The organism is Pseudomonas sp. IC_126, assembly GCF_004331835.1.
GTDB lineage: Bacteria > Pseudomonadota > Gammaproteobacteria > Pseudomonadales > Pseudomonadaceae > Stutzerimonas.
The window spans coordinates 206,791-233,147 of record NZ_SJSS01000005.1 but is presented as its reverse complement, the minus strand read 5'-3'; the positions used below and the strand labels follow the sequence as shown (position 1 = coordinate 233,147).

Sequence of the window (26,357 nt, the reverse complement as noted above, 5' to 3'; positions counted from 1 at the left end):
GGACAAGCAGATCACAGGTCGGCAATCGTAGCGCCGGCCACACTGTCGGCCCCGGTACCGCCCCATATTGCTCATCAGGGCAGTTACTGCCGGCCGCAACCGGCTTACGTTATTCTTGCGCGCCCAACAAGCCAGGACCGCCCGATGAAAGATTCACTCGCCGAATTGATCCGCCTCATCAGCTCCGGCTGCATGAGCGATGAGGTAATCAACCGCGTCGCCGACGAAGCCGCGCAGGCCTATGCCGATCCCCAGGGCTTTCTGCAGGCCAATCCGGATATCAATTACGACGATGACTTCCCCATTCCACTGGGCGAATGGGTGGTCGTCGGCAGCCTGCCGGACACGGTGCTGTTCCAGGCCGACGACTATCAGGCATTGTTCGAGCAGATCCGCGCCTCGTTTGGCGAGAGCGTCAACTTCGTGCTGCAACCCAAACAGCTGGCCAAGACCGAGCCCTTGAAGGCGCTCAACCGTATCCAGACGCAACTCGGCGCGCTCTACCCCGAGAAGGGTGGCTACGTACTGGTGGACTTCAGCGAACCGCTGGATAACGAACTTCAGGCGGTGCTGGTCTACACCTGCGACGTCGAGCGAGTGATGGCGCTGGCCGTGGAGGTCGGCATTTACGCCGCGCCTGCGCTGGCCGCACTGCAGGCGGAACTCGGCGAATAACTCACAACACCGTAGGGCCGATCTTGTTCGGCCTTGGTGGAACGGGATGCCGCTTTCTATCTATCGGCCCTCAGCAGAACCGGCCGAATAAATTCGGCTCTACGGGTTTAGCGTCGGCGTAGCGGATCGAGCAGCGGCGACAGGCCGTTGTGATCGATCTCCTGCATCAGCGCCAGCAACTGGCCGATTTCTCCTGGCGGGAAACCCACCCTGGCGAACCAGTTGAGGTAGTTGCCCGGCAGGTCGGCGATCAGTCGCCCCTTGTACTTGCCGTAGGGCATGGTCTGGGTCACCAGACGTTCAAGATCTTCGGGTTTCATGTACGGCATTCGCTTCGGCGGGAGCGGGATATTGCCACAGCCACCCGGCTTCGACAGATCCGTTACGGCACCTTTGGCTTGGGTCATTTCTGCATAAAAGATGCAATTTTCCCTAACCCGGCTATAAGGCAATGCGCTATCAAACGCACTTAGCTCACGGCAGCCGTGCGCTGCGCGCATACATTGTCGCTACATAGTGAAGAGTCTATCGCCCCGATAGTCTGAGCCTATTTCCCCACGCTGCGATTCGCTTCTAGGCCTTCAATACCTACCAGCCCGTGAGGAAAACAATAATGAAGACCTGCAGCGCTCCCTTGCGCCTGGCCATTGCGCTCGGCGCCACCCTCGTTCTGCCTTGCGTAAATGGGGCCGAGGGCGAAAAGCCGTCCAGCTACCATCCGGTGAGAATCACCGAGCACTTCGACTCGATCATGCAGCGCATGAAAGCGGAAAAACCGGCAATCCGCGAAACCCACATGAGCTTGCTGGAGCAGCGCTACGACCTCAGCGACACGCCCGACGATGAGGTCACCATGGCTCGCGGCAAGCCGATCCAGACTGGCGTGCGGGTCAAGCTGGCGGACGGCAGCTGGGAGGAACTGGCCAAGCTCAGCCCCGAGCAGATTCGCCAGCAGAAACGCTTTCCGACCGGCTTCATGCCTCTGCCGCATCCCAACCATCCCGAAGGCGGCATGGTTTTCCCGCAGTTCCAGATCGATGAGGTCAACGAAATCGAGGGCCGAGACCTCACCCGTTTCGATCTGGATTTCGATCTGCCCGATCATTTCCTGCCGGAATTCCCGGCACCGATCTATCTCACCACCCGACCGGATCTGGGCGATGTGTCCCAGGGCAAACTGGTGAACATCCGCAACTACTTCGAGATGTTCAACGGCATTCTCAATCCCAAGCAACTGGAAGGCCTGCGGCTGCTGGTCACGACCTTTCCGCAACAGCAATTCAACGCCACCGACGACCGTCGCAGCGAGCATCCGCATACGGGCGTCGCCTGCTTCGATTGCCACGCCAACGGTCACACCAACGCCTCCACTCACCTGGCGGGCGATGTTCGGCCACAGGAATTCCGCCACCGCATCGACACCCCGACCCTGCGCGGTGTGAACGTCCAGCAGATCTTCGGCTCGCAGCGGGCGCTGAAGACGGTTGAGGACTTCACCGAATTCGAGCAGCGCGCAGCCTACTTCGACGGCGATATCGTCATGGCCGCAAAGAAAGGCGTGAACGTGCTCGATCGAGGCAGCCAGGTGCATTTCATGGGTGAGTTCCAGGCCCTGCTCGACTTCCCGCCGGCCCAGAAGCTCAACGTCGAAGGCCGTCTCGATCCGGCCAAGGCCAGCGAGCAGGAACTGCGTGGCGAGCAGATATTCCACGGCAAGGGCGCCTGCGCCAGCTGCCACGCGCCGCCCTACTACACCGACCATCTGATGCATAACCTGCAGACCGAGCGCTTTTACGAACCGCAGGAATACAACGGGGTGATGGCGGTGGGCGACGGACCGATCAAGACCTTCCCGCTACGCGGCATCAAGGATTCGCCGCCGTACCTGCACGATGGGCGCCTGCTGACGCTGGACGATACGGTGGAGTTCTTCAACCTGGTGCTGCAGCGCGGTCTGAATCAGGACGAGAAGGCCGATCTGGTGGCCTTCCTGCGCACCCTTTGAACACCAACCGATAAAACCGGTCTATGCGCCGGATAGCCGATGCAAGCACGCCAACCGGCGCAGCGCTTGGCACAATGGCGACCGCTGGCCAATCGAGGCCAGCGGTTGCGCATATTCGAGGAGCCAGCATGAGCCAAGCCGACAAACCCAAGCCCCAACTGGACGACGCCGCCCTTGCCTTTGCCGAGCAGGTGTTCGACAGCACCCGTCAAGGAGACGCCGCGCGTCTCGCCGACCTCCTCGGCCGGGGCCTGCCACCGAATATCCGCAACCACAATGGCGACAGCCTGTTGATGCTCGCGGCCTATCATGGCCATCGTGATGCAGCGCGCGTACTGCTGGAAAACGGAGCCGACCCGCAATTACGCAACGACAAGGGCCAGACACCCCTGGCAGGCGCGGCCTTCAAGGGCGATTTGGCGATGATCAAGCTGCTGCTCGAACATGGCGCCGACGTCGAGGGCGCATCGCCCGATGGCAAGACCGCCCTGATGATGGCCGCGATGTTCAACCGCACCGAGATCGTCGAGTACCTGATTGCTCAGGGCGCGAACCCTCAGGCTGCCGACAATAATGGCGCCACGCCACTCGCTGCCGCGGCGCTGATGGGTGCCGCCGATACCCACGCGCTGTTGAGCAAGATCGGCAGCTAACGACAACTGCATTTCTGCTCTCTACGGGTCGCCGGGTACGACGGTCCGTGGCGCGCCGTTGAACCATCGCGCCGCCGTTCGATCTCTGTGTTCTGAATCGATCACCGGGGGCCCTCCCCTTCCGGGCGCCTTATCGGGATAATCCCGCGCTTCCCCAATACCATCCGAGGCCAACCATGACGGCGCACGCCAATCCGTCGACGCAGCGCTTTTCGCCGCGCGCCATCCTGTTGATCGAACTGGCGCTGGCCATGGGCGGATTCGCTATCGGCACCGGCGAGTTCGCAATCATGGGGTTGATGCCCAACGTCGCGCAGGGCCTAGGCATCAGCGAGCCGCAGGTCGGCCACGTGATCAGCACCTATGCGCTGGGCGTCGTGGTCGGAGCGCCGTTATTGGCGATTCTCGGCGCGCGGCTATTTCGCCGGCATTTGCTGCTATTGCTGATGGGCTTCTTCGCGCTGGGCAACTTCGCCAGCGCCATGGCGCCGGACTATCACTCACTGATGCTGTTCCGCTTCATTGCCGGCCTGCCCCACGGGGCCTATTTCGGCGTGGCAATGCTGGTGGCCGCCTCGATGGTGGCGCCGGATCAGCGCGCCAAGGCGGTCAGCCGTGTACTGGCCGGGCTGACCATCGCCATGCTGATCGGCAACCCCATCGCAACCTGGCTCGGACAATGGCTCAGCTGGCGCTGGGCATTCGGGCTAGTGGGGCTGATCGCGCTGCTGACAGTGTTGCTGGTGGCAATCTTCCTGCCGCTCGACCGCGACGAGCCACGCACCAACCCGATGCGCGAGCTGCGTGACTTCAACCGCAAGCAGGTCTGGCTGGCGCTGGCGATCAGCTCCGTCGGGTTTGCCGGGATGTTCTGCGTATTCGCCTATCTGGCGCCAACGCTGCTGGAGGTCACCGGAGTCAGCGAGCGCTGGATCCCCGTGGGCCTGGCTGCCTTTGGCCTGGGCGGCATTATCGGCAATCTGTTCGGCGGTTGGCTGTTCGATCGGTTGCGCTTCAAGGCGATTCCCTTGTTGCTGCTCTGGAGTATCGCGGTGCTGCTGGTGTTCCCCTTCGCCGCGCACTCGCTTTGGACCATTCTGCCGGCGGCCTTCGCGGTGGGCACGATGGTTTCATTGTCGCCAGCGCTGCAGACTCATCTGATGGACGTCGCCGCCGATGCGCAGACCCTCGCGGCGGCTTCCAACCATGCCGCTTTCAACATCGCCAACGCGCTCGGTCCCTGGCTTGGCGGGCTGGCCATCAGCGCCGGGCTCGGCTGGACCTCGACCGGCTACATCGGCGCCGCGACCGGAGCGGCTGGTTTGCTGGTGTTCTGGTGGGCCTGGACGGCACGGAACGAGCCCGCGCATGGCGCTAGCGTGGCGGCGGCCTGTGACTGAGCGGCCAAGTCACTGACAAGGCGATCAACCCGAACGGCGCCGTAATCTGCGGTAAAGACTTCTCGTCGCCCGCCGCTTGCGCAGCCGGCAGACCGCACGCTCAATGCCGGCTCAGCAGGAGGAACCTGAGCCGTCATGTCGCAATTCCCGTTGTTTCGCACCCGAACCCGAATGTTCGCCTCGTTGGTCATGGCAGCACTGCTGGCCCTGCTGCCAGTCGGCTGTTCCATGCTCGAACAGAAGGAGCGCGAACTGGTGTTCCGCATCGAGCCCGGCACCGCCAGTTGGTACCGCGGGCTGCCGGACAGCGTCGAGGAGCTGGAACTGACCACGCCGGCGTTCGGCGACAGCCAGAACATCCATGCTTGGTGGTGGCCGGCCGAGCAGGTCGACGCGCCTGCCGTGCTCTATCTGCATGGCTCGCGCTGGAATCTCACCGGCCATCTGTTTCGCCTCGAGCAGCTTCGTTCGCTAGGCTTTTCGATACTGGCCATCGATTACCGCGGCTTCGGCCAAAGCCTTGGCGAGCTTCCGTCCGAAGCCAGCGTTTACCAGGACGCGCGCATCGCCTGGAATCACTTGAAAACGCTTCAGCCCGATGCTGACAAGCGCCTGATCTACGGCCATTCATTGGGCGGAGCGGTAGCTGTGGACCTAGCCGCCGAGCTTGGCCGCGAGGAAGCACCGGCCGCGCGCGCTCTGATCATCGAGTCCACCTTTACCAACCTGGCCGACATCGCCACCGAAGTGGCCGACACGTCCTGGCCAATCCGTTGGCTTCTCTCGCAGAAGTTCGATTCCATCGACAAAATCGACCAAGTCGGCATGCCTCTGCTGGTGGTGCACGGCACGGCCGATCAATACGTGCCGGCACGCTTCAGCAAAGAACTCTATGACGCCGCTCAGCAGCCCAAACGCCTGCTGCTGATCGAGGGCGGCACCCACAACAACAGCATGCGGCTTGGCCGGCAGTCCTATCGCAGGGCGCTGGACGAGTTGCTCAGTGGCAGCGGCAATAAGCCAGGCGATACGGCGACGCGCGCACCAGGCGCGGCGGGCTAAAGCGCCGCGGCATCGTCAACCGGACGGTTGGCAACCAGCTCGACCGTGGCAGGTGCTTCAGGCGCAAGGGCTTCGAACAGCGGCCAGGGATTGTGGCCCGTGCCGATCCACTCCAGCGTCGATTGCCAGAAGCCGTCGCGGTGCCGCTCACGGAACAGATCGAAGTGCCCGACCTTCTGCATGCCCAACGCCTCCGGGCTGAGCTGGACGTGCTGCCTGTGGCTGTTGCGGTAGTAATCAAGGCCACGGCGAAGGGCCGGAGGGGTTCCGTACTCGTCGTCAGTCACGCTGACCGCCAGTATCGGCGCACGAATCGCCGCAAAGCGCTGCAGTACTTCGTCGCGCTCGTTTAATGGATAGCTGGCCTCCAACCGGGCCCGGCGAAACGCCCATTCGTGGGCGACACCCGCGGGCAGGTCTTCCAGCCAGCCCAGCCGCCGTCCGGGAAAATAACCGTACAGCGCGGTCACAGCTGGCATGAACAGATGCCATCTGGCGAACATCTGCCAGCGCTGCGCGGGAGCATAATCACGCCAGTAAGCATATTGCGCACCGACGCTGAGAAAGCGATCGACCTCGGTCGCGGCCCTGGCAAAACCCGGCATGAAGCCGCCAATACTGTGCCCCACCGCAACCAGCAGACCGTCCGGGTCGCGCTGGCGCATCCAGCGCACGGCCGCATCGAAATCGTAATCGCCCCAGTCGCGCCAGCGGATGCCTGCGCCGCGCAAATTCGTCGGCCGAGAACCACCGATGCCGCGGTAGTCATAGGTCAGCACTGTGTAGCCCTGCTCGCGCAGGAAGCCGGCGTACCGGGCGTAATAGCGCGCCAGCACGCCGGTCGCGCTACTGACGATCACCGAGCCGCGCGCCTCGCCCGGCGGTAGCCAGAGTTGCGCGGCGAGCTGATAACCATCGCGGCACGGCAGAAGGATGTGCTTGGGCATAGCTGATCGTCGCTCCGTGGGCCTCATGCAACCTTGCCCGCTCGGACGGATTTTGGCCAGCACAGCCGTAGAACCTGTTGGGACGACAGCCGCCTCTCACCGCACCGGCCGCTACAAGATGGCGAGATAGAGATTCTGGTGGGCTAAGCAAGGCGCTGCCCGGCCCACCATAGCAAGCAAAGCATGGCCTGGGCCTCAGGCACAGAACGCGGCTATAAAAGGCTGTCGAAGGACGCCGACGAACTTCCAAATCCGCGCACACGGCAAACATCACCAGCTAGCGAACCTTCACGGAACTGGTGCCATCATTCGCCCTCTAAGTGGCCACCATCGCACAGCCAGCGGTCACGTCCGGCGCGCTGTCGTTGCTACACTTCGCGCCCTGCCGTCTGCCAGTACATGAGGCCACAGGACGGTTGCACTCTCCTTCGATATCGAAAAGGAAGCCATGCGTATCCTGTTGGTTGAAGACGATCCCATTCTCGCGCTGATAGCCGCCTCAGCGTTGGAGGACGAGGGTCACCAGATTGTCGGTCCTGCCTATGACGACGAGCAAGCCATGGCCCTTGCCGAAACCCAGAGCGCCGACATTGCACTCGTCGATATCAACCTTGCAGGACATGATGAAGGCATATCGCTCGCCCGTAGCCTGCTGAAGCTGCACGGTATCGCCTCGGTGTTCGTCAGTGGTCAGCTCGAGGCGGCGCGCAGTAACGCCGATGCCGCGCTAGGCTTGTTGCGTAAGCCGTACGAGCCAGGCGACCTGGCGCTCAGCGTAAGCATCGCGCAGGCGATGCTCAATGGCGGCCCGGTGTTGCCGATACGCGTGCCGGCTTCACTGGAAATCTTTTCCCCTAGCCGCGCCAGCGATTGTTAAGGACCCGGAACATGAACCAAACGGACAGCATTGCGAGCGGGCAGATCGATGGCATGGGTGAGCGCGAGTTTCGCGAACTGGCGGACAACGCCCCTGTGATGATCTGGCGATCACGCACAGACAAGCTCTGCGACTGGTTCAACAAACCCTGGCAGGATTTTTCCGGCAAGACTCAAGAACAACTGTTCGGCTATGGCTGGACGGACGACGTCCATCCAGAGGATTTCGACCGCTGCGTGGCAACCTATACGAATGCCTTCGATGCCCGTGAGTCCTTCACCATGCCCTACCGGCTGCGCCGTAGCGATGGCGTTTACCGCTGGTTTCTGGACAACGGCGCGCCCTTCTTTCGCAATGGCGAATTCGCTGGTTATTTCGGCAGCTGTATCGATATCACCGAGCAGCGCGACCTTGAGGAGCACCAGCGGGTATTGCTGGCAGAGCTCAACCATCGGGTCAAAAACAACCTGCAGCTGATCATTTCCTTCCTGCAGTTATCCAAGAACCGCGCCCGCGGGGATGAAGCGAAGACCCTGCTACAGGGTGCGATCAGCCGCATTCACGGTGTCGGCGCGGTGCAGAACGAGTTGCACAAATACAGCAGCGGTACGGTGGACCTCGCCGAATACCTGCCCAATCTGGCACGCAATGTTTTGAGCATCGAGAGCGGCGAAAGCGCCACACTGGTGACCGAGGCGCAGACCGTTAAGGTCCCGTTCCAGACCGCTTCCAACCTCGGTCTGATCGTCAATGAGCTGATGATCAATGCCATCAAGCACGGCGGAGTGGATCGCGTGTTTCTCACCGTCAAGCAGACCGGGCCGGGAATGGCTGAAATCTGCGTCGCCGATCAAGGCCGTGGTTTCAGCGAAGAAGCCCTCGCCGACGACGTCCCACGCGGCGGAGCCAAGGGCATGGAGCTGATCGGGGCGCTGGCGCGAAGCTTCAAGGCGACCGTCACCCGGCGCAACCAGAACGGCGCGCAGGTCACCATCAGCTTTCCCTACTGAGCGCCGGGCGCGGGACGACAGCGTAGCGGTTACTCATTAAGGCAGTTGACCCAGGCACAGTTGCGATGGCCGCAACGTTCGCCAGTGCTGGCAGCACGACGCGCTGCCAGCGCAACAATCAATCAGCGCGCCCGGAGCCCATTCAGCAACGCCTTGTGAAACACCTGCGGCGCCTCGACCTGCGGTGAATGGCCAAGCTCGGGGAATGGGACCAGCGTGGCATCGGGAATCAGTGCGGCGGCCTGCCGGCCCAGCTCCGGGTAGTTGCCAAGGCCTTGCGCCACTTCCTCGGGCGCGCGGTTGGCGCCGGGTGCGGTGCGGTCCTTGCCACCAATGAGCAACAGCGTCGGCATGCTGATCTTCTCGAACTCATGGATGACCGGCTGGGTGAAGAGCATTTCTGACGTCTGCGCCTGGTTCCAGGCAACGATCTCCTTGCCCTCCCCGGCATACATGCCCGCCAGCATGTTCACCCAACGGTCGTACTCGGGCTTCCAGTTGCCGTTGTAGTAGAACTTCTTTTGATAGGCCCTGATCTTGTCGAAGTCGGTTTTCAGCTCGCCCTGGTACAGCTGATCGATCGGCGCGTAAGGCACGCCCTCGGCCTGCCAGTCTTCCAGGCCGATCGGATTGACCAGCACCAACTGCTCGACCATATTCGGATAGTTCAGCGCAAACCGCGCCGCCAGCATGCCGCCCATTGAGTGGCCGATGACGGTGGCCCGATCCACGTCCAGTGATTGCAGCAGCGCCTGGGTGTTATGCGCCAGCTGAGAGAAGCTGAACTGATAGCCCTGCGGTTTGCTGGAGCTGCAAAAGCCGATCTGGTCCGGCGCAATCACCCGGTAGCCATTTTGGGAAAGCACCGCGATGGTTTCTTGCCAAGTCGCGGCGCAAAAATTCTTGCCGTGTAGCAGCACAACGGTGCGGCCATTGGCCTTTCCCTCGGGCTCGACATCCATATAAGCCATGGACAGTGCCTTCTCCTGCGATGAGAACTCGTAGCGCTCGATGGGATGCGGATAGCTGAAGCCTTCCAGCTGCGGTCCATAGACCGGCCGTTGCTCGGCATGCAGCGAGGGGACCAGCGCGAGGCCGGCGGCAAACATCAACGAGGGCATGATTTTCTTCACGCATCGACTCCTTGTAGCGGCAACGTGCCGCGAGGTCATTGGGATTCGCTGGGAGCCGTGGCGACAGCAAAAGCTGGCCAGCAAAGGCTCAAGCACAACGGTTCTGACTAAATGGGAGTCCAGAAGCCGCGTAAGGGTCCGTCGAGGATACTGGACGATTATTTCACCATGTGAAACGCGGCAACCTGGACGTTTACCGCGTTGGCGAAGAGTCGCTATTTGGCCTCGACCTGCTGGATGTCGAAGCCAATACGATTGTCGGCACTGATGCGAAAGTGCAGCGTCTCGCCAGTCTCGACCCGCGCCGCCTTTTCGCGCAGCAGATTGCCTTTGCCACACAGAGTATCGTCCTCCGGATCGGACTCGATGCTGACGATGCGCATCCCCGCCGGCACCTGCAACCGCACCTGCTCGCCGACATGCACGCGCGCGGCGAGCTTGCGGTCTACCATCAGCGCCACGTAGCACCCGCCCCCACGCAGGCCGAAATCACGCGTCACCACCAGCTCACCCCCATTGGCGATGGGCGTCTGATAGCCGCGCAAGCGCTCTTGCGGCACCGGTTTGATGTCTTCTGGGTCAGCCTGCCAGGACGAACAGCCGGCCAGAGCCAGAAGGGGAACGAGGACAAGGAGCAAGCGCATACGGGTTTCTCCAGATAAGCGAAGCGGTGATGGTATGACAGGTTTGCTCGCTCGCCGTGCGCAAAAGATGCTGCGATCGCTATCTAGCAGGCCGTTGAGTCGTTCTTCAACGGTCTGCTAGCGGGTCGATATCGGATGGCTGCTACCGGGATAAGGCCGCTCTTCCTCGAGCCCTCCGTCGCGCCTGTAAACCTCGACCGAAGCCGTCTTGCCTGCCATGAACTGGTCCAGTTCGCTCAGCATTTCATCCTTGGTCAGGGTACGTAGCAACGTTTCCTGGGATTGCGGATCGGTCAGTTCCCATCCCATCGGGGTGGGGTTTACGTGATATTTGTCCATGGAACGCTCCTAGTAGCGAGCGCAGACTCAGCTGCGCTCGGAGGATCGGGTCAGCCGCGATCTTCGTCGCCGTCGATTTCACTGTCGTCGAAGTCCGGATCCTCGCCCGGCTCCTTCTCGCCGCTATCGGTCATGGTGACGTCCGGCGATTCCTCGGCGGGCATCTCGTGCTCGGAGTGATCCTGATGGTTCTGGTTCATGGCGACCTCGTTATATGGCCCGATGGGTTCTATCAATTGGAACCGTCCCAGCTGGAGGGCGTTCATCCGTGTGCTTGCCGGCGGTCGCTCATCACGCCGTGACAAAAAAGAATCCGCCGCCCCGCTCAACTTGCGATTGCAGCCGCCCAAGGACTCCACCACACTGCCTCGCAATCCCACCTGCACCGGAGCCGCTCCATGCCTGCCACCCATCAATACACGCGCGACAGCATTCTGGCCGACGCGAATGCCCTGAGCTGCACCATCTACCGCGCCCACGAATCGGACCCGGACGGCGAAGAGCAGGACATGGGCGATGCCCGCGTCATCATCACCGGCAACTTCGAGCCGCCGGCCGAGTGGGATGCCAAGGAGCGCGCCGACTACTTCGACGGCATGCCTGAAGACGCGTTCTTCACCGCCGTATTCGCCAGCGAAGCAGGCGCCGACTCCAAGGGCTACTTCACCGTCGAGGCGGATGATTACGCCGCCGTGACCGAGCAGGACGGTACGATTTCCATGTTCTATATCTGCGAGCGCCTGGCTGACGGCACCTACGTACTGCTACGCGAAGAAGACGACGAGGAATAAGCCGCTCCTTTCACCACGCGCAACAAGCGGGCTCATCGAACCCGCTCCCGCCCAAACGGGTCTGTGCTGTATGGGCAGACCCGTCGGCCCGCCGGCCGACACCGCCTCGTTTCATCATCCGCCGCCATCAAGAGGAATCGCATGAGCCCTCTGCACAGCCGCTGGCAATCACCGGTTGCACGCATGAAGCTGGTCGCTGGCCTGCTCCTGCTGCTCGCCGCCCTGCTCTACATCATCGCCACCGCCATGGAGCCACGTCATCCGGCCTGGGGCTACCTCGCCTCGTTCGCCGAAGCCGCGATGGTCGGTGCCATTGCCGACTGGTTCGCCGTCACCGCCCTGTTCCGTCACCCGCTCGGTCTGCCGATCCCGCACACGGCGATCATCCCGCGCAGCAAGGCGCGCATCGGGCAGAACCTGTCGACCTTCATCACCACCCATTTCCTGTCCACACCACTGGTACTGGCCAAGCTGGAAGCGCTGGATCTTGGCGGGCGGCTGGCCAATTGGCTGCGCCATCCGGACAACGCCGCTGCAGTCAGTCGGCAGCTCACCGGCATGGCACGTTTCGGCGTCGAATCCCTGCATGACGAGCGTGTGCAGGCGTTCGTCCAGGCCAAGCTGATCAACCGTGTGCGCAAGATCGACCTCGCACCGGTATGTGGACAGGTGCTGGAAATGCTCACCCGCCAAGGCAAACACCAGGCGATGCTCGACGAAGCGCTGATCAAGCTCGACGCGCTATTGCAGGACGACGACACCCGCGCGCTGGTCGCAGACGCCATCACCGCCGAGGTTCGAACCCTGCGTTACCTTGGTCTGGGCAAGGCCGTCGGTGGCTGGTCGGCGAATAAGTTCGTCGATGGGGTTTCGGCAGTGATCGCCGAGGTGGCGAACGATCCCGAGCATCCTTTGCGTGAGCGTTTCGACGAGCATGTCGGGGAATACATCGAGCGGCTCAAGCACGACCCTGACTATCGGTTAGAGATCGAACGCATCGTCGCTCAACTGCTGGAGCATCCCGCCACCACCGATTACATCCGGACGCTCTGGCAAGAGCTGACCGATTGGCTGGAGACCGATCTGGACAATCCGGACTCACGCATCGGCACGCGTATCGTCAAGCTGACCCAGGGCCTCGGCGACTCGCTGGCAGCAGATGCCACCATGCGCAGCTGGATCAACGAGCAGTTGATGGCGGCCGCACCGGCAATGCTCGAGCGCTATCGCGGCAAGATCGGCCATTACATTGCCCAGCGCGTGGAGAACTGGGAAAGCCGCGAATTGGTCGAGCAGATGGAGCAGAGCGTGGGCAAGGACCTGCAGTACATCCGCATCAACGGCACGCTGGTCGGTGGATTGGTCGGGCTGGTGCTGCATGCGCTGACACAGCTAGTGGCCGGCTAGGTGGCAGGCGGCGTTCCGCTTTAGCCCACCAACGCGGCTACCTATGGTGGGCTGAAGCCCACCCTACGACATTGGTCACGCATTGAGACCCTGATGGCTGCTATCTCTCGGTGGGCCGTAGGTGGGCCGTGCGGCGCTCCGCTTCAGCGCCGTAGGGTGGGCTTCAGCCCACCAAAGAAGATGCCTTGCCCGAAGTAGTAGGCCAAAGCGGAACGCCGCCTAGCCCACCCTACGCTCGCTGCGCCAACCGCTGCACAAGCCGTGTCTGCAATTTTTCCAGCGCTTCCGGTTCGGCCTTGCCCGCCGCATGAATACCCAAGCCCTCGCCCGCGTAGCGCGGAACGATATGCACGTGAATATGAAACACCGTCTGCCCCGCCGGCGCGCCATTGAACTGCGCCACCTGCACGCCATCGGGCTGCAATTCATCGACGATCGCACGGGTGAGCTTCTGCACCACCGCCATCACCTTGCCCAACGCCTCGGTATCCACATCGAGGATATTGCAGGCAGCGGAGCGCTTCGGAATCACCAACGTATGGCCAAAGGATTGCGGAAACAAATCGAGAAAGGCGAGTACGTCGTCATCCTCGTAGAGCTTGTAGCAAGGCGCATCGCCCCGAATGATCTGAGCGAAGATGTTCTGTGGGTCGTAGGGCGTGATCAGGGACACCGATTTTTCTCCAGGACGAATGGAAAGGCAGACCATATCGGTCAGAAAGTAGTAAACCGAATCGTGGCCGATGTCCGATAGCAAAGCCACGTCTACCTCGTGCGCAGAACATCTAGACTCTGAGCACCTTGCTGCGCAAAGCGCACCCTACAAAAGCATCTGCACCCGCCAAGTCTGTAGGGTGCGCGCCGCGCACCGCGAGCTCGAAATGGCTGGTGCGCCGCCGGAGCAGTACCGCCATGCTCATGCGCCTCGACAAAAAATGCGATACGCCTAACGCAACTCTTCCGCCTTGGCGGCATAGTCATCGCTGTTGATTTCATGGGTGCGGAGCACGGCTTCCAGCTCCTGACGAATCTGCGGATGCGTGACGTCCTGAAGCAGCGCCTCGAGTTTGCGAATCACCCATTTCTGCCCACGGTCGACCAGCGCCAGGCGCTCACCCAGATCGGCGATCGCCATGCATTTTTCGTAGAAGGCGCCGCGTTCGTGCCCCGGCTCGGCATCCAGCATCAGCAGGCAATCTCGTAATCGCCGGCAACTATCGGCTTCGCCACGATGCACCTGCGCCAGCACGCTGCGCTGCAGGTCTCCCTTGGCTTGCGCGAGGCTGGCATGGGCAACCTGTGCCCCGGCCCGCTCAGCGCTCAACAGCTCATCGAGCGCCTCGATCAGGCGCTCCCGCTCGATTCCTAACGATTCCACAGTCATCTTCTTCTTTTCCTTGTTTCGGTGATCAGCCTGCAGATGGCCGGAACCATGCTAGCCGCACGTCAACAGCGACCAACAATGAAAAATCCTGCCGTGACGGTGCAGTCTTTTTGCTTCGCCGCCGCTGACTTGTCTTTAAAACATCCGGGCCGGTTACATGATAAATAAAAATAAATGCATTTAACGTTCATTATTATTCCTTTGCCTAGACCAAACAGGAGGATCACACTGCCGGGCGTTCACCTTCAGCGTCGCATGGCGCCAGGCACGACTCGCAACGAGGCCCCCGCAGAGGAAGCCCATGAGGCGTAAAGGCTGAACGAAACCTTGCAAATCCTCCTTGCGTGCATCTGGAAATTTCATGTCCCGAGTGATTCCTGTCGGCTCGTCCGGCGAAACCTACAACTACCACATCGTTCGCCAGTTCACCTTGATGACCCTGATCTGGGGCATCCTCGGCATGGGCATGGGCGTGTTCATCGCGGCCCAACTGGTGTGGCCGCAACTGAATTTCGACCTGCCCTGGACCAGCTTCGGACGCATCCGTCCGTTGCACACCAATCTGGTGATTTTCGCTTTCGGTGGTAACGCGCTGTTCGCCACTTCCCTGTACGTCGTGCAGCGCACCAGCCGGGTACGCGTGATTTCCGACGGCGTGGCGAGCTTCGTGTTCTGGGGCTGGCAGACGGCGATCGTGGCGATGCTGATCAGCTACCCGCTGGGTTACACCACCTCCAAGGAATACGCGGAGATGGAATGGCCCATCGCCTTGCTGGTCACCTTCGTGTGGATCGCCTACACATGGCTGTTCTTCGGGACAATTGCCAAGCGCACGGTCAGCCATATCTACGTCGGCAACTGGTTCTACGGTGCGTTCATCGTCGTCACCGCGATGGTGCACATCGTCAATCACATGCTGGTGCCGGTGACGCTGCTCAAGTCCTATCCGATCTATTCGGGCGCCACCGATGCCATGGTGCAGTGGTGGTATGGGCACAGCGTGGTGGGCTTCATTCTCTCGGTGGGTTTCCTTGGGATGATGTATTACTTCGTACCCAAACAGGCGGAGCGGCCGATCTATTCCTACCGCCTGTCCATCGTGCACTTCTGGGCGATCATCAGCCTGTACATCTGGGCCGGCCCGCATCATCTGCACTACACCGCACTGCCGGACTGGGCGCAAAGCCTGGGCATGGTGATGTCGATCATCCTGCTGGCGCCGAGTTGGGGCGGCATGATCAACGGCATGATGACCCTCTCTGGCGCCTGGCATAAGCTGCGCACCGACCCGATCCTGCGCTTCCTCGTGGTGTCTCTGGCCTTCTACGGCATGTCCACTTTCGAAGGCCCGATGATGGCCATCAAGACCGTCAACGCGCTTTCTCATTACACCGACTGGACCATCGGCCACGTGCATGCCGGCGCCCTCGGCTGGGTAGCGATGATCAGCATCGGCACGCTCTACCACATGATTCCCAAGCTCTGGGGGCGGGAGCAGATGCACAGCGTCGGTCTGATCAACGCGCATTTCTGGCTAAGTACCATCGGCACGGTGCTTTACATCGCCTCGATGTGGGTCAACGGCATCACCCAGGGTCTGATGTGGCGTGCGATCAACGAAGACGGCACCCTCACCTATTCCTTCGTCGAAGCCTTAGAAGCCAGCCATCCCGGCTACGTGGTACGCATGATCGGCGGCGGACTGTTCGCCTTCGGCATGCTGCTGATGGCCTATAACACCTGGCGCACCGTGCGCGCGGGCGACAATGCCGTTCAGGCGCCGATTCCCAATCTGGTCACGGCGGGGTAAACCATGGCAATGCTGATCCTCTTCACCGTGATAGCGCTGCTTGGCGCGGCGCTGAGCCTGACGAATCTGTCCAGCCACGACGCGGAGCAGACTGCCCTGCTGCCCTTCGCCGACGATCCCGAAGCCGCCCGGCAATTGATGGCCGAAACCGGGCTGGTCTGCGACCGGGTGGTGCGTCCTGCCGAAGAACCAGAGCCGCCTTACATCTGGAAAGCCTGACAGACGCGGCGGTCAGCGACAGCGCTTCGGACGGCGGTTGAGGCACAATCGCTTCCTTCACGACGAGCGTCCGGAGCGCCAATGCAGCTGGCAAGGATCGAGCAATTACTGGTCGGCAAGGCCGCCCCCTACACCCGCTCCGGCACCCGCAGCGCCATCGCCAAGCACGCGGTCGCCGGCCCGGTCCCAGTGGGTTTCGAAGGGCTGGAAGGCGACGAGCAGGGCGACCGCAAGGTGCATGGCGGCGTGAACAAAGCCGTGCACCACTATGCCTACGAACACTACTCCCGCTGGCGCGAGCAGCTCGGTGCCCTACCGCTGCTGGAGCAACCAGGCGCCTTCGGCGAGAACATCAGTACCCGTGGGCTCAGCGAGGCGGACCTATGCCTCGGAGATGTCCTGCGCTGCGGCGAAGCACGGCTGGAAGTGGTGCAGACGCGCCAGCCCTGCTGGAAGCTAAATGATCGCTTCGGCATCCCGGACATGGCGCTGCGTGTGCAACAGAGCGGCATGACCGGCTGGTACTACAAAGTGCTCGAACCCGGCGCGCTCGAAGCCGGGCAGCTGCTCATCCTCGAACACCGCCCTTTCCCGCGCTGGTCGCTAACACGGGTACTGGAAGTGCTTTATCAGCGCACCCTGGACCAAACTGCCCTGCATGAACTGAACGAACTGCCATTAGTGCCGTCCTGGCGCAAGCTAGTGGAGCGCCGCCTGCAACAGCACACCGTGGAGGACTGGAGCAAGCGGCTGTACGGCTCGAATAGCGAAACCTGACAAAACCGGCTTTGCCGGCGTCTGGTTGGCGGAACATGCGCGCTTGCCGGGCCTCTCATCCTCGATAACCACAAAAATGAACGAGGCCCTCCATGCATGCTCGCCGCTCGTCCATCGCCGCCGCCTTCGCGCTCGGCTTGTTCGCTTTTCCCGCCCTCGCTGCCGAGCTCCAGCCCAGCGAGCTGCTCAAACAGGCCGAAACGGAGCAGGAGGCCTATCTCGACACTCTGAAAGCGCTGGTCGCGGTGGACACCGGCACCGGCCAGCAGCAGGGACTCGCCACGGTCAGCGAAATGCTGGTCGAGCGTCTGGAAGCGCTGGGCGCCGAGGTTACCACCACCCCGGCCACGCCATCGGCCGGCGACAACATCGTCGGTACGCTGAAAGGTATGGGCACGAAGGATTTCCTATTGATGGTCCACTACGACACGGTATTCGCCGAAGGCACCGCTGCCGAGCGCCCGTTCCGCATGGATGAACAGCGCGCGTATGGGCCAGGCGTCGCTGATGCCAAAGGCGGTGTCGCGATGATCTTGCATTCGCTGAAGTTGCTGAAGGAGCAGAACTTCGATGGCTTCGGGACGATCACCGTGCTGTTCAATCCCGACGAGGAAATGGGTTCGTCGGGCTCGAAGAAGATCATCGGCGAGCTCGCCCGCAAGCACGATTACGTCTTTTCCTACGAGCCGCCAGACAAGGACGCCGTGACCACCGCAACCAACGGTATCAACGCGGTGATGCTGGAGGTAAAAGGCAAATCCTCGCACGCTGGATCGGCACCCGAAGAGGGCCGCAACGCCGTCATGGAGCTCGCGCATCAACTGGTGCAGCTCAAGGATCTGGGCGATCCGGGCAAGGGCACCACGGTCAATTGGACGATGATCAAGGGCGGCGAGAAGCGCAACATCATTCCTGACAGCGCCGCCGCCGAGGCCGACATGCGCTATTCCGATCTGAGTGAGTACGACCGGGTTCTGGCCGATGCCCAGCGAATCATCAAAGACAAGCTGATTGAGGACACGACGGTCGAACTTCGCATCGATAAAGGCCGACCACCGCTGGCGAAGAACGCCGGCTCGGATCAATTAGCCGAGACGGCACAGAAGCTCTACGGTGAAATCGGCAAGACCATCGAACCCATCGCCATGCGTTTCGGCACCGATGCCGGCTACGCCTACGTGCCGGACAGCGACAAACCAGCCGTACTGGAAACCATGGGTGTAGTCGGTGCTGGTCTGCATTCGGACGAGGAATACCTGGAACTTGCCAGCATCGCGCCGCGCCTGTATCTGACGGTGGCGATGATCAAGACATTGTCCGGCGAGAACGAGTCCCGCTAGTCGGCAGCTCGAGCCACACCGGGATGTTGCCTGCCTCCGGTGTGGCTCGTTGCTACGAATCAGAGCGAAGCTTTCAGAGCAGCACCAGCCCCAACAGCCAGACCACGGCCATCCCCACCACGCCTTGAACCAGCGTCGCCATGGTTTGCGCGCGGTAGGCGGTCGATACCTTCATCCGACTGAACTGCGAGACGACCCAGAAGAAGCTGTCATTGGCATGGGACACGGTCATACCGCCCGCGCCGATGGCCATTACCGTGAGGACCCGGCCCATTTCGCTATCCAGACCGAGACTGCCGAGCAACGGCGCGACCATGGCTGATGTGGTGACCAGTGCGACGGTGGTGGAGCCCTGCGCAGTCTTCAGCGCGGCGGAAACGATGAAGGGCATGAACAGACCGATACCCAGCGCCGACAAACTTTGGCCCAGGTAATCGCCTAGCGGCGTGATTTTCAGCATTGCGCCAAAGGCACCACCAGCGCCGGTGATCAGCAGAATCGGCGCCGCGGAGACGATGCCAGCCGCAACCTGATCATGGAACTGCTGGCGCTTGTTCTCGCCCTTGAGCAACGTGCAGGCGAAGCCCAGGCCGATCAGCAAAGCGGCGACCGGCTGGCCGAGAAAGCCCAGTACAGAGAACACAACGCCCTCGCCCAGCGGTCTGCCCGGCAACGCGACGACCGAGCCGATACAGATCAGCGCGATGGGAATGAAGATAGGCGCGAAGGCTTGCCAGGCGCTGGGCAAGGTGCCATAGCGGGCTCGCAAGGTATCGAAATCCACATCCTCGGCGAGCAGCTCGCTAGGCGCTTCGTCCAGCAGCTCGCGATCATCCTGCTTGAGAAAGCGGTTGGCCCAGAGCATCCCGGCCAGCGCAGCTACTGCCGAGACCAGAAGACCGACGGCTATCACCAGCCCCAGCGAATCTTCCAATCCCAGGTTGCCTGCGGCTGCGATTGGACCCGGTGTCGGCGGCACGAAGGTGTGGGTGGCGTACAGGCCGGTGGCCAGCGCCACGCTCATCGCCACCACCGAGACCTTCATTCGCGCCGCCAGTGCATTTTTCAGCGAGTTGAGGATGACGTAGCCGGAATCACAGAACACCGGGATCGACACCAGATAGCCAATGATCGACAGCGTCAGGGTCGGGAAGCGTTCGCCCAGCAGCCGGATCACGCTTTCGGCCATGGTGATCGCCGCGCCGGAGCGTTCGAGGATGACGCCGATGATGGTGCCTAACGCAATGACAATACCGATATAACCGAGGATGCCGCCGAAGCCAGTCGCGACCGTTTTGAGGATTTCCGCAGTCGGGACTTGATAGGCGAAGCCGGCAAGAATTGCCGCTGCCAACAGTGCCAGAAAGGGATGCAGCTTCCAGCTCACCGTGGAATACACGATGAAGGCAATCAGCAACAACAAGATGAGGATCAGCACCATGGTCGAACGCCTCGTGTAATGGTTCCAGAATGCGACAGGCGCCGACACCTGCGCTGCGTTGAGCATAGTGCAGCTTGTCCGTGGCGCTCGGAGCCGTCGAGGCGGTCGACCAACTGCGCCAAAGGCTGGGCTATCCTCAACTGCTCATCGTATGGAGAGCATTCTCGCATGTCCGATCTATCCGCCTTCCCGATCACCCAGAAATGGCCAGCCAGCTACCCGGAACGCCTGCAGCTCTATTCGCTGCCCACGCCCAACGGGGTGAAGGCATCGATCATGCTGGAGGAGACCGGGCTGCCCTACGAGGCGCACCTGGTCAGCTTCGAGAGCAAGGATCAGCTATCGGAGGAATTCCTTTCACTGAACCCAAACAACAAGATCCCGGCGATTCTCGACCCGAACGGGCCGGACGGTAAGCCGCTGACGCTGTTCGAATCCGGGGCGATTCTGTTGTATCTGGCAGACAAGACGGGTCAGCTCATACCGGAGGACACGGCGGCCCGCTACGAGACGACTCAATGGCTGATGTTCCAAATGGGCGGCATCGGGCCAATGTTCGGGCAGCTCGGCTTCTTCCACAAATTCGCTGGTAAGGACTACGAGGACAAGCGCCCGCGCGACCGTTACCTCGCGGAAACCCAGCGCCTGCTAGGCGTGCTCGACAAGCGCCTGGAAGGCCGCGAGTGGCTCATGGGCGGCCGCTACAGCATCGCCGATATCGCCACCTTCCCCTGGGTGCGCAATCTGGTGGGCTTCTACGAAGCGCGCGAGCTGGTGGAGTTCGAGCGTTTCAGCAATGTGCAGCGCGTGCTGGATGCCTTTGTCGCGCGGCCTGCAGTGGCCAAAGGTCTGAACATTCCACCTCGCGGATGAAACGGACTTTCCGCCGAGCGCTCTGTGCTTATGACAGCAGCCCTATGCCGGGCGCCCCAACCCTCTCCCGGAGGGAGAGGGGGCAGGTATTTGTCGGATGTTGCTGCGAGTGGTTCTGGATGGGTTGCTGCAAGCAAGCCAGAGATTTTGCGCCGAGACGTGAAGGCCCTAGATCACCTTCGCCGCGCGCCCGATGAACTGGATCGGCCCGGTCGGTTTGCCGGTTGGCGAGCCAGTTGGTTGTTCGAGCGTGAGTTCGAACAGCTGATTGGGCTGCAGCGGCGGCAGCTCGTCGAGGCGAATCTTCACCGGCTCGCCGGGCTTGACCAATCCGAGCGAGACCGGCGCCTGCCAGCCTTCGGCCTTGGTCCAGAGCTGCAGCGCCTTGTCCGGCGGCAACTCGGTAACGCCGAGGGGGATCAGTTCGATTTCCCGCGATTGGTTGCTGGCCTGCATCACCCAGCCGGGGGCGAGGTTCTGCGGGGTCGCGAGCACCACCAGCCAGGTCGGCGATGAATCCGGCGCGGTGCGGGTGACCAGCAACGTGCCCAACACCAGCGTTGCGGCCATGCCAGCGGCAGCGAAGCCTCGCCAGAGCGATAGGCTGTCCCACCAGTGACGAATACGCGGCACCGGTGCAGTCTGTCGAGCGGATTCATCCAGGGTGCGTTGTATGCGAGTCCACAGGCGCGGCGAAGGCGTTTGCGGCTCAACCAGATCGGTCAGATGCAACAGGCGTGCTTCCCAATAATCCATGGCGGCTTGCAGTTCGGGCTCGACCGGTAAACGCCGCTCGACGTCCTCCCGCTGCGACGCAGGCAATGTGCCTATTACGTATTCGCCGGCCAGTTCGTGCAGGCGTTCCCCACTGTCGTTGAGTTCGGTATTCATCCGATGCACTCGCGAAGGGCGGTCAGGCTACGGCGGATCCAAGCCTTTACTGTGCCCAGCGGAGCACCCAGGCGCTGGGCGATTTCCTGATGAGAATAGCCGTCGACATAGGCGTGAAATACACAGTTGCGACGTACCGGCTCCAGTTGTTCGAGGCAGGCTTCAATCCGGCCGGGATTGACGCGCCAATCGAAGGCGTCAGTCTGTTCTTGCCAACCATCAATGGCCGCGTGGCTGGTTTCGCCGTCCTCGTCTGGGTCCAACTGCGTCTGCCGGGCATCGTTGCGCACGGCGTTGAGCGCGAGGTGGCGGGTCACGCTGAAGATCCAGCCACGGGCCGAGCCGCGCGTCTGGTCATACGTTGCCGCTTTATTCCAGATGCGGATGAAGGCGTCATGCACGATGTCCTCCGCCAGCGCGGCGTCTCGCACGATGCGCTGAACCACGCCGAGCAGGCGCGGGCTTTCTTGTTCATATAGTTTCTGTAATGCCGAGCGCTCACCGCGAGCACAGGCGCGCAGGGCCGCTTCGTAGTCGAACGGGGATGGGGACGCTGCTGACAATTGATCCGCCACTGGCTGATTGTAGTTGCCCCGGCGCGCAGGCCGGGGCATCTGTGAAGCATAGAGGCGTTTGACGCTCATATCGAGCGACTGGTGGCCCGCTGTGCTGGGCTCACTTGTTGGTCCAGAACAGGTAGTCGGCCTGATAATCCACGACCTGGCGCTCACCTTTGCTGGCTGCATCGCAGGTTGCCGCTGGCGCTACGCCGCCCTTGGTCGCTACGCGCTGAATATAGCTGATGCCCTTCATCGCGCCGTCGCCTTCGGCAGGATTGGCCTTGACCAACTGATACGGAATGTTGCCATCGCCAGCCGGAGCCACCGCAACCTGGGTTCCGGTTATCGACGATCCATCCGCCGCCTCCCAAGTGGCAGGCGGGCCGTAGTAGCTGCCCACCTGTTTGCCGCTGCGATCATTGAGCGCGGCCTTGGGGCCGATGAACACCCACTCCATTTTTTCGGGCATATCGGCTTTGGCTTGGCATTCGTAGGTGATCTTGCCGACGCCGCGGGTTTCCATGCTGACGGTGTGGCCATCCGGGACCTTGACGGCGTCGGGTACGTCCATTTTGGCGAAGGCATTGGCCGAACAGCCGAGCGCCAGGGAAAGTCCGGTCAGGCAAAGGATCTTTTTCGCGTCCATTTTGAATCTCCGATAGTGATGAAGTGGGCGGCAAATCTGGCCGCTACCTGTACTACCCGCGAGAAACCGAATCGGATGCAGACCTTGCAGAAATATTTTCGGAGTCTCCAACCAGCGCCCTAATCACCTGAAGGGTTAGGCGCCCGTTTATTGCAGTAGCAAAGAAAATTTCGTCATCGTGTCGATTCTCACCTCTCCCACTCGACCAATGATCAGAGCCAGCGGAAATTCGTGCAGATCCGTCTAGGCTGTTTTCTCCCATCCGATAAAGGAGTCAGACGATGCGATTCATGGTGATGATCAAGGCCAACCACGACACCGAAGCGGGTGTGATGCCCAGCGAGGAAGTGCTCGCGGCCATGGGCCAGTACAACGAAGAATTGGCCAGTGCCGGAGTACTGCTGGGTGGCGACGGCTTGCATCCGAGCAGCCGGGGCGCACGCGTGCGCTTCAGCGATGGGCAATGCTCGGTCGTCGATGGCCCGTTCGCCGAAACCCGCGAGCTGATCGCTGGCTACTGGATGTTCCAGACCGGCTCGCTGCAGGAAGCCGTCGACTGGGTAAAGCGCTGCCCCGCCTCAGCCGTTGGCGAATCGGAAATCGAGATCCGTCAGGTGTTCGAAGCCGAGGACTTCGGCGCTGAATTCACGCCCGAATTGCGCGAGCAGGAAGAACGCCTGCGCGCCCGGATTTCCCACTGATCGGAACAGGAGAATGACCATGAAGATAACCCCTTATCTAACCTTCGACGGCCAGGCACGCGACGCCTTTACGCTTTATCAACAAGTACTGGGCGGCACGCTGGAAATGATGACCTTCGCTCAGGCGCCCGAAGCCGAGCACTTTCCTGCCGAGCACCGCGAGCGAATCATGCACGTCTGTTTGAACCTGGGCGATTACCAGCTCATGGCATCCGACACCATGCCCGGCGATGCAGCCTGTGGTGGCGGCCCATACGAAGGCATCAAGGGTTGCTCGATATCCCTGCATCCCAAAAGCGTTGCCGAGTGCGAACGCCTGTTCAACGGGCTGGCCGAAGGCGGACAGGTCGTGATGCCGCTGGAGAAAACCTTCTGGGCCGAGCGCTTCGGCATGCTGACCGACCGCTTCGGCGTCTCCTGGATGGTCAATTGCGAACAGGCCGGATAGCGGACCATCCGGCCGAAGAAGGGTCAGATCAGCTTATAGCCGATGGCTGCCAGCATAACCGCCATGCAGGGACGCAGGACGGTATCCGGCACCTTGCCGGCCAGGTTGCTGCCCAGGTAAATCCCCGGCAACGAGCCCACCAGCAGATAGGCCAGGATGGTCCAATCCATATTCCCCATGCCGGCATGGCCCAGCCCTGCCACCAGCGTAAGTGGCACGGCATGGGCAATCTCGGTTCCGACCAGGCGGCGCGTGCTCAATAGCGGGTAGAGAAAGAACAGCGCCACGGTACCCAGCGCGCCGGCACCGATGGAGGTCAGCGTCACAATCGCACCGAGCACTCCACCAACCACCACGGTCAGCACGTTAAGCCCACGCGGCGAAAGCCGAGGCGTCGGCCCGGACAGACGAGCGGCGAATGCAAGCAGCCGCATTTTGAATAGCACCGCCAGCGCGGTGAGCACCAGAACGACGCCCAACGACTGTTTGATAATCGCGTTGAGCACTTCCGGATCGGAGTGCAACCCGCTCAGCACCCAGAGCGTCAGGCCCGCCGCCGGCACGCTACCAAGCGCCAGCCAGCCGGTGATGCTCCAATCGATGTTGCGATTCTTCTGATGCACCCAGACGCCACCGGCCTTGGTGATCGCCGCGTAAAGCAGGTCGGTACCCACGGCGGCAGCCGGGTTGACGCCAAACCACAGGAGAATAGGCGTCATCAACGAGCCACCGCCAACGCCTGTCATGCCAACGATGAACCCCACCAGCAGGCCGGCCACCACAAAGCCGATAACACCTAATTCCATCGTTCGCTTCCCGTTGAGGCCCGCCTGGGCCGTGTCAAAGGGAAGCAGCATAACGGCGAGTACTAGCAATCCTTAATATAAGTTTGTTCTTTTTTAGTAGCTAAACGATATAAGAAGATTGCTACGTCTCGGATCATCAGAAGAGACCAAGCATCCAAGCGGCGATGAACAGCAACAAGGAAAAGCCCCACATCCACCATAGCGAGTAGCGGATATGCCGGCCCAGATCCAGCCCGGCCAACCCCAGAGCTAACCAGAGTGCTGGCGAGAATGGGCTAATGAACGTACCGATGATGTTGCCAATGGTCATCGCGTAAACGACGCTGGCTGGCTCGACGCCGTGATTGGTCACCACTTCCAACGTGACCGGCAGCAGACCGAAGTAATAGGCGTCGGTGCTCAGCATCAGCTCCATCGGCAGACCAAATACACCGAGAACGATGTGCAGCTGCGACACCATCGAGGCAGGCAGCACCTGCACCAGATCCTGGGCGATGGACGTCAGCATACCGGTGCCGGTCAGCATCCCAAGCATCGAGCCCGCCGCGAGAATAATCATGCCCATGCTCAACGCCGCCGGCGCATGCGCCGCGATGCGCTGCATCTGTGTCTTGCCGCCTGGGTAGTTGATGAACAGCGCAAGCGACAGGCCGATCATGAAGATGTAGCCAGCCGGTAACACACCCGCGAACAGCGCAATCAACACCAGCAGGAACAGGCCTCCATTGACCCAGAGACGCCCGGGACGCTCCAACGCACGCTCTTCAGGGGTAGGTTCGTGAAGACCCGCATGGGTATCGACCAGCACGCCAACATCTGCCGGTACGTTGCCCGACGCGATGCGCCGCTGTTCACGCCAACCCAGCAAGGCGGCCAGTGCCACCAGCAACACCACGCCGATGCCCTGCACGGCAACAAGCGGCCGCCACAGCTCAGTCACTTCAATACCGGTCACCGCCGCCGCGCGGCCCAACGGGCCAGCCCAGGGCAGCATGTTGAAAATGCCAGCGCCGAGGGCCAGCAGCATGAGCATCAGGTACGGGCTCATCCGCAGCTGACGATACAGCGGCAGCAGCGCAGGAATGGTCAGCAGAAAGGTGGTCGCGCCGGCGCCGTCGAGGTGCGCCAGCATGCCGATCACAGCAGTGGCCATCGCCACGGCGATCACGTTGCCGCGAGTGATCTTCACCATGGCGCCGATGATCGGACGGAACAGCCCGGTATCCTGAAGCACGCCGAAAAAGGTGATGGCGAAGACGAACATGGCGGCGATGGATATCACACGCTCCAGACCGTCAGTGAAAAAACCGGAGATCGCCTCCGGTCCGAAGCCGGCCAGCAATGCGCCTACCAGCGGTACTACGATCAACGGCAGAATCGGCGCCATGCGCCCGACGAGCAGCAGTACTACCAAGCTGCCAATGGTCAACAGACCAATCAGAGTCAACAAGCCTAATCTCCTCTTTATTCTTATCCAGCTGAAACAGGTGAGCCGGGTAGGCTACGGAGCAAAGCTTT

At 61.5% G+C, this 26,357-nt stretch carries 30 protein-coding genes; 16 read left to right on the top strand and 14 right to left on the bottom strand.

Annotated elements, in window-relative coordinates:
• The first annotated feature begins 144 nt into the window (after positions 1-144).
• Positions 145-675 carry a hypothetical protein gene (locus E0D86_RS16635; RefSeq protein ID WP_131651156.1) on the top strand — a complete coding sequence of 177 codons (531 nt, stop codon included), beginning with the start codon at positions 145-147 and terminating at the stop codon, positions 673-675.
• 107 nt (positions 676-782) lie between these two features.
• On the opposite strand, the gene E0D86_RS16630 is transcribed toward E0D86_RS16635, so the two are convergent.
• Positions 783-995, bottom strand: a complete 213-nt coding sequence (locus E0D86_RS16630; protein WP_131651155.1) for a DUF3820 family protein — start codon at positions 993-995, stop codon at positions 783-785.
• A gap of 293 nt (positions 996-1,288) precedes the next feature.
• On the opposite strand from E0D86_RS16630, the gene E0D86_RS16625 reads away from it, so the two are divergent.
• From E0D86_RS16625 to E0D86_RS16610, 4 genes are all read left to right on the top strand, one after another.
• Complete coding sequence (locus E0D86_RS16625) at positions 1,289-2,680, top strand: cytochrome B6 (RefSeq protein ID WP_131651154.1); 1,392 nt, start codon at positions 1,289-1,291, stop codon at positions 2,678-2,680.
• A 128-nt stretch (positions 2,681-2,808) separates the two neighbouring features.
• Positions 2,809-3,333, top strand: coding sequence for an ankyrin repeat domain-containing protein (locus E0D86_RS16620; RefSeq protein ID WP_131651153.1), 525 nt, complete (start codon positions 2,809-2,811; stop codon positions 3,331-3,333).
• A gap of 176 nt (positions 3,334-3,509) precedes the next feature.
• On the top strand, positions 3,510-4,733 hold the full coding sequence (locus E0D86_RS16615; protein WP_131651152.1) for an MFS transporter: 1,224 nt from the start codon (positions 3,510-3,512) through the stop codon (positions 4,731-4,733).
• Positions 4,734-4,868: 135 nt separating this feature from the next.
• A complete protein-coding gene (locus E0D86_RS16610) occupies positions 4,869-5,795 on the top strand; it encodes an alpha/beta hydrolase (RefSeq protein ID WP_131651151.1) in 927 nt (308 codons plus the stop codon).
• Here E0D86_RS16610 and E0D86_RS16605 read toward each other — a convergent pair.
• Positions 5,792-6,742, bottom strand: a complete 951-nt coding sequence (locus tag E0D86_RS16605) for an alpha/beta fold hydrolase (protein WP_131651150.1) — start codon at positions 6,740-6,742, stop codon at positions 5,792-5,794. The two genes, E0D86_RS16610 and E0D86_RS16605, sit on opposite strands and share 4 nt — an antisense overlap.
• Positions 6,743-7,190: 448 nt before the next feature.
• Here E0D86_RS16605 and E0D86_RS16600 point away from each other — a divergent pair, with 448 nt between their 5' ends.
• Both E0D86_RS16600 and E0D86_RS16595 read left to right on the top strand, forming a co-directional pair.
• Positions 7,191-7,619, top strand: a complete 429-nt coding sequence (locus E0D86_RS16600) for a response regulator (protein WP_131651149.1) — start codon at positions 7,191-7,193, stop codon at positions 7,617-7,619.
• A gap of 11 nt (positions 7,620-7,630) precedes the next feature.
• The gene (locus E0D86_RS16595) at positions 7,631-8,629 is read left to right on the top strand and encodes a sensor histidine kinase (protein ID WP_131651148.1); all 999 of its coding nucleotides are present in this window, start codon (positions 7,631-7,633) and stop codon (positions 8,627-8,629) included.
• Between the two features lie 122 nt (positions 8,630-8,751).
• On the opposite strand, the gene E0D86_RS16590 is transcribed toward E0D86_RS16595, so the two are convergent.
• The 4 genes from E0D86_RS16590 to E0D86_RS21430 form a co-directional block, all read right to left on the bottom strand.
• Entirely contained in the window at positions 8,752-9,738 is a 987-nt protein-coding gene (locus tag E0D86_RS16590) for an alpha/beta fold hydrolase (protein WP_371924089.1), read from the bottom strand.
• Between the two features lie 239 nt (positions 9,739-9,977).
• Entirely contained in the window at positions 9,978-10,406 is a 429-nt protein-coding gene (locus tag E0D86_RS16585) for a 3-isopropylmalate dehydratase (RefSeq protein ID WP_131651146.1), read from the bottom strand.
• A 117-nt stretch (positions 10,407-10,523) separates the two neighbouring features.
• Positions 10,524-10,745 carry a hypothetical protein gene (locus tag E0D86_RS16580; protein ID WP_131651145.1) on the bottom strand — a complete coding sequence of 74 codons (222 nt, stop codon included), beginning with the start codon at positions 10,743-10,745 and terminating at the stop codon, positions 10,524-10,526.
• A gap of 50 nt (positions 10,746-10,795) precedes the next feature.
• Positions 10,796-10,945 (bottom strand): hypothetical protein, encoded by a 150-nt coding sequence (locus E0D86_RS21430; protein ID WP_165914255.1) that lies wholly within the window; start codon positions 10,943-10,945, stop codon positions 10,796-10,798.
• Between the two features lie 198 nt (positions 10,946-11,143).
• Between E0D86_RS21430 and E0D86_RS16575 the strand changes: the two genes are divergently transcribed.
• Both E0D86_RS16575 and E0D86_RS16570 read left to right on the top strand, forming a co-directional pair.
• Positions 11,144-11,536: a hypothetical protein gene (locus tag E0D86_RS16575; protein ID WP_131651144.1), complete on the top strand. Its 393-nt coding sequence runs from the start codon at positions 11,144-11,146 to the stop codon at positions 11,534-11,536.
• Between the two features lie 141 nt (positions 11,537-11,677).
• Positions 11,678-12,943, top strand: a complete 1,266-nt coding sequence (locus E0D86_RS16570; protein ID WP_131651143.1) for a DUF445 domain-containing protein — start codon at positions 11,678-11,680, stop codon at positions 12,941-12,943.
• 229 nt (positions 12,944-13,172) lie between these two features.
• On the opposite strand, the gene E0D86_RS16565 is transcribed toward E0D86_RS16570, so the two are convergent.
• Positions 13,173-13,616: an HIT family protein gene (locus E0D86_RS16565; protein ID WP_131651267.1), complete on the bottom strand. Its 444-nt coding sequence runs from the start codon at positions 13,614-13,616 to the stop codon at positions 13,173-13,175.
• 273 nt (positions 13,617-13,889) lie between these two features.
• A complete protein-coding gene (locus E0D86_RS16560; RefSeq protein WP_131651142.1) occupies positions 13,890-14,327 on the bottom strand; it encodes a DUF6306 domain-containing protein in 438 nt (145 codons plus the stop codon).
• Between the two features lie 361 nt (positions 14,328-14,688).
• Here E0D86_RS16560 and ccoN point away from each other — a divergent pair, with 361 nt between their 5' ends.
• The 4 genes from ccoN (at position 14,689) to E0D86_RS16540 (ending at position 18,473) form a co-directional block, all read left to right on the top strand.
• Complete coding sequence (ccoN, locus tag E0D86_RS16555; protein ID WP_131651141.1) at positions 14,689-16,137, top strand: cytochrome-c oxidase, cbb3-type subunit I; 1,449 nt, start codon at positions 14,689-14,691, stop codon at positions 16,135-16,137.
• Positions 16,138-16,140: 3 nt separating this feature from the next.
• Positions 16,141-16,356 (top strand): hypothetical protein, encoded by a 216-nt coding sequence (locus E0D86_RS16550; protein WP_131651140.1) that lies wholly within the window; start codon positions 16,141-16,143, stop codon positions 16,354-16,356.
• Positions 16,357-16,437: 81 nt separating this feature from the next.
• Complete coding sequence (locus E0D86_RS16545; protein WP_131651139.1) at positions 16,438-17,133, top strand: MOSC domain-containing protein; 696 nt, start codon at positions 16,438-16,440, stop codon at positions 17,131-17,133.
• Positions 17,134-17,225: 92 nt separating this feature from the next.
• The gene (locus E0D86_RS16540) at positions 17,226-18,473 is read left to right on the top strand and encodes a M20/M25/M40 family metallo-hydrolase (RefSeq protein WP_131651138.1); all 1,248 of its coding nucleotides are present in this window, start codon (positions 17,226-17,228) and stop codon (positions 18,471-18,473) included.
• Between the two features lie 73 nt (positions 18,474-18,546).
• On the opposite strand, the gene E0D86_RS16535 is transcribed toward E0D86_RS16540, so the two are convergent.
• On the bottom strand, positions 18,547-19,914 hold the full coding sequence (locus tag E0D86_RS16535) for a GntP family permease (RefSeq protein WP_131651137.1): 1,368 nt from the start codon (positions 19,912-19,914) through the stop codon (positions 18,547-18,549).
• A gap of 168 nt (positions 19,915-20,082) precedes the next feature.
• On the opposite strand from E0D86_RS16535, the gene E0D86_RS16530 reads away from it, so the two are divergent.
• Positions 20,083-20,787, top strand: coding sequence for a glutathione S-transferase N-terminal domain-containing protein (locus tag E0D86_RS16530; protein ID WP_131651136.1), 705 nt, complete (start codon positions 20,083-20,085; stop codon positions 20,785-20,787).
• 168 nt (positions 20,788-20,955) lie between these two features.
• On the opposite strand, the gene E0D86_RS16525 is transcribed toward E0D86_RS16530, so the two are convergent.
• The 3 genes from E0D86_RS16525 to E0D86_RS16515 form a co-directional block, all read right to left on the bottom strand.
• The gene (locus E0D86_RS16525; protein WP_131651135.1) at positions 20,956-21,678 is read right to left on the bottom strand and encodes an anti-sigma factor domain-containing protein; all 723 of its coding nucleotides are present in this window, start codon (positions 21,676-21,678) and stop codon (positions 20,956-20,958) included.
• Positions 21,675-22,292 carry a sigma-70 family RNA polymerase sigma factor gene (locus E0D86_RS16520; protein ID WP_131651266.1) on the bottom strand — a complete coding sequence of 206 codons (618 nt, stop codon included), beginning with the start codon at positions 22,290-22,292 and terminating at the stop codon, positions 21,675-21,677. Before E0D86_RS16520 ends, E0D86_RS16525 begins: the two co-directional genes overlap by 4 nt.
• A 61-nt stretch (positions 22,293-22,353) precedes the next feature.
• On the bottom strand, positions 22,354-22,884 hold the full coding sequence (locus E0D86_RS16515; RefSeq protein WP_131651134.1) for a DUF3455 domain-containing protein: 531 nt from the start codon (positions 22,882-22,884) through the stop codon (positions 22,354-22,356).
• 281 nt (positions 22,885-23,165) lie between these two features.
• Here E0D86_RS16515 and E0D86_RS16510 point away from each other — a divergent pair, with 281 nt between their 5' ends.
• Both E0D86_RS16510 and E0D86_RS16505 read left to right on the top strand, forming a co-directional pair.
• Complete coding sequence (locus E0D86_RS16510) at positions 23,166-23,585, top strand: YciI family protein (protein ID WP_131651133.1); 420 nt, start codon at positions 23,166-23,168, stop codon at positions 23,583-23,585.
• 19 nt (positions 23,586-23,604) lie between these two features.
• A complete protein-coding gene (locus tag E0D86_RS16505) occupies positions 23,605-24,033 on the top strand; it encodes a VOC family protein (protein ID WP_131651132.1) in 429 nt (142 codons plus the stop codon).
• Between the two features lie 23 nt (positions 24,034-24,056).
• Here E0D86_RS16505 and E0D86_RS16500 read toward each other — a convergent pair whose 3' ends face one another.
• Together E0D86_RS16500 and E0D86_RS16495 are read right to left on the bottom strand one after the other, a co-directional pair.
• Entirely contained in the window at positions 24,057-24,839 is a 783-nt protein-coding gene (locus E0D86_RS16500) for a sulfite exporter TauE/SafE family protein (RefSeq protein ID WP_131651131.1), read from the bottom strand.
• 136 nt (positions 24,840-24,975) lie between these two features.
• Positions 24,976-26,289 (bottom strand): CitMHS family transporter, encoded by a 1,314-nt coding sequence (locus E0D86_RS16495; protein WP_131651130.1) that lies wholly within the window; start codon positions 26,287-26,289, stop codon positions 24,976-24,978.
• Positions 26,290-26,357: the final 68 nt, after the last annotated feature.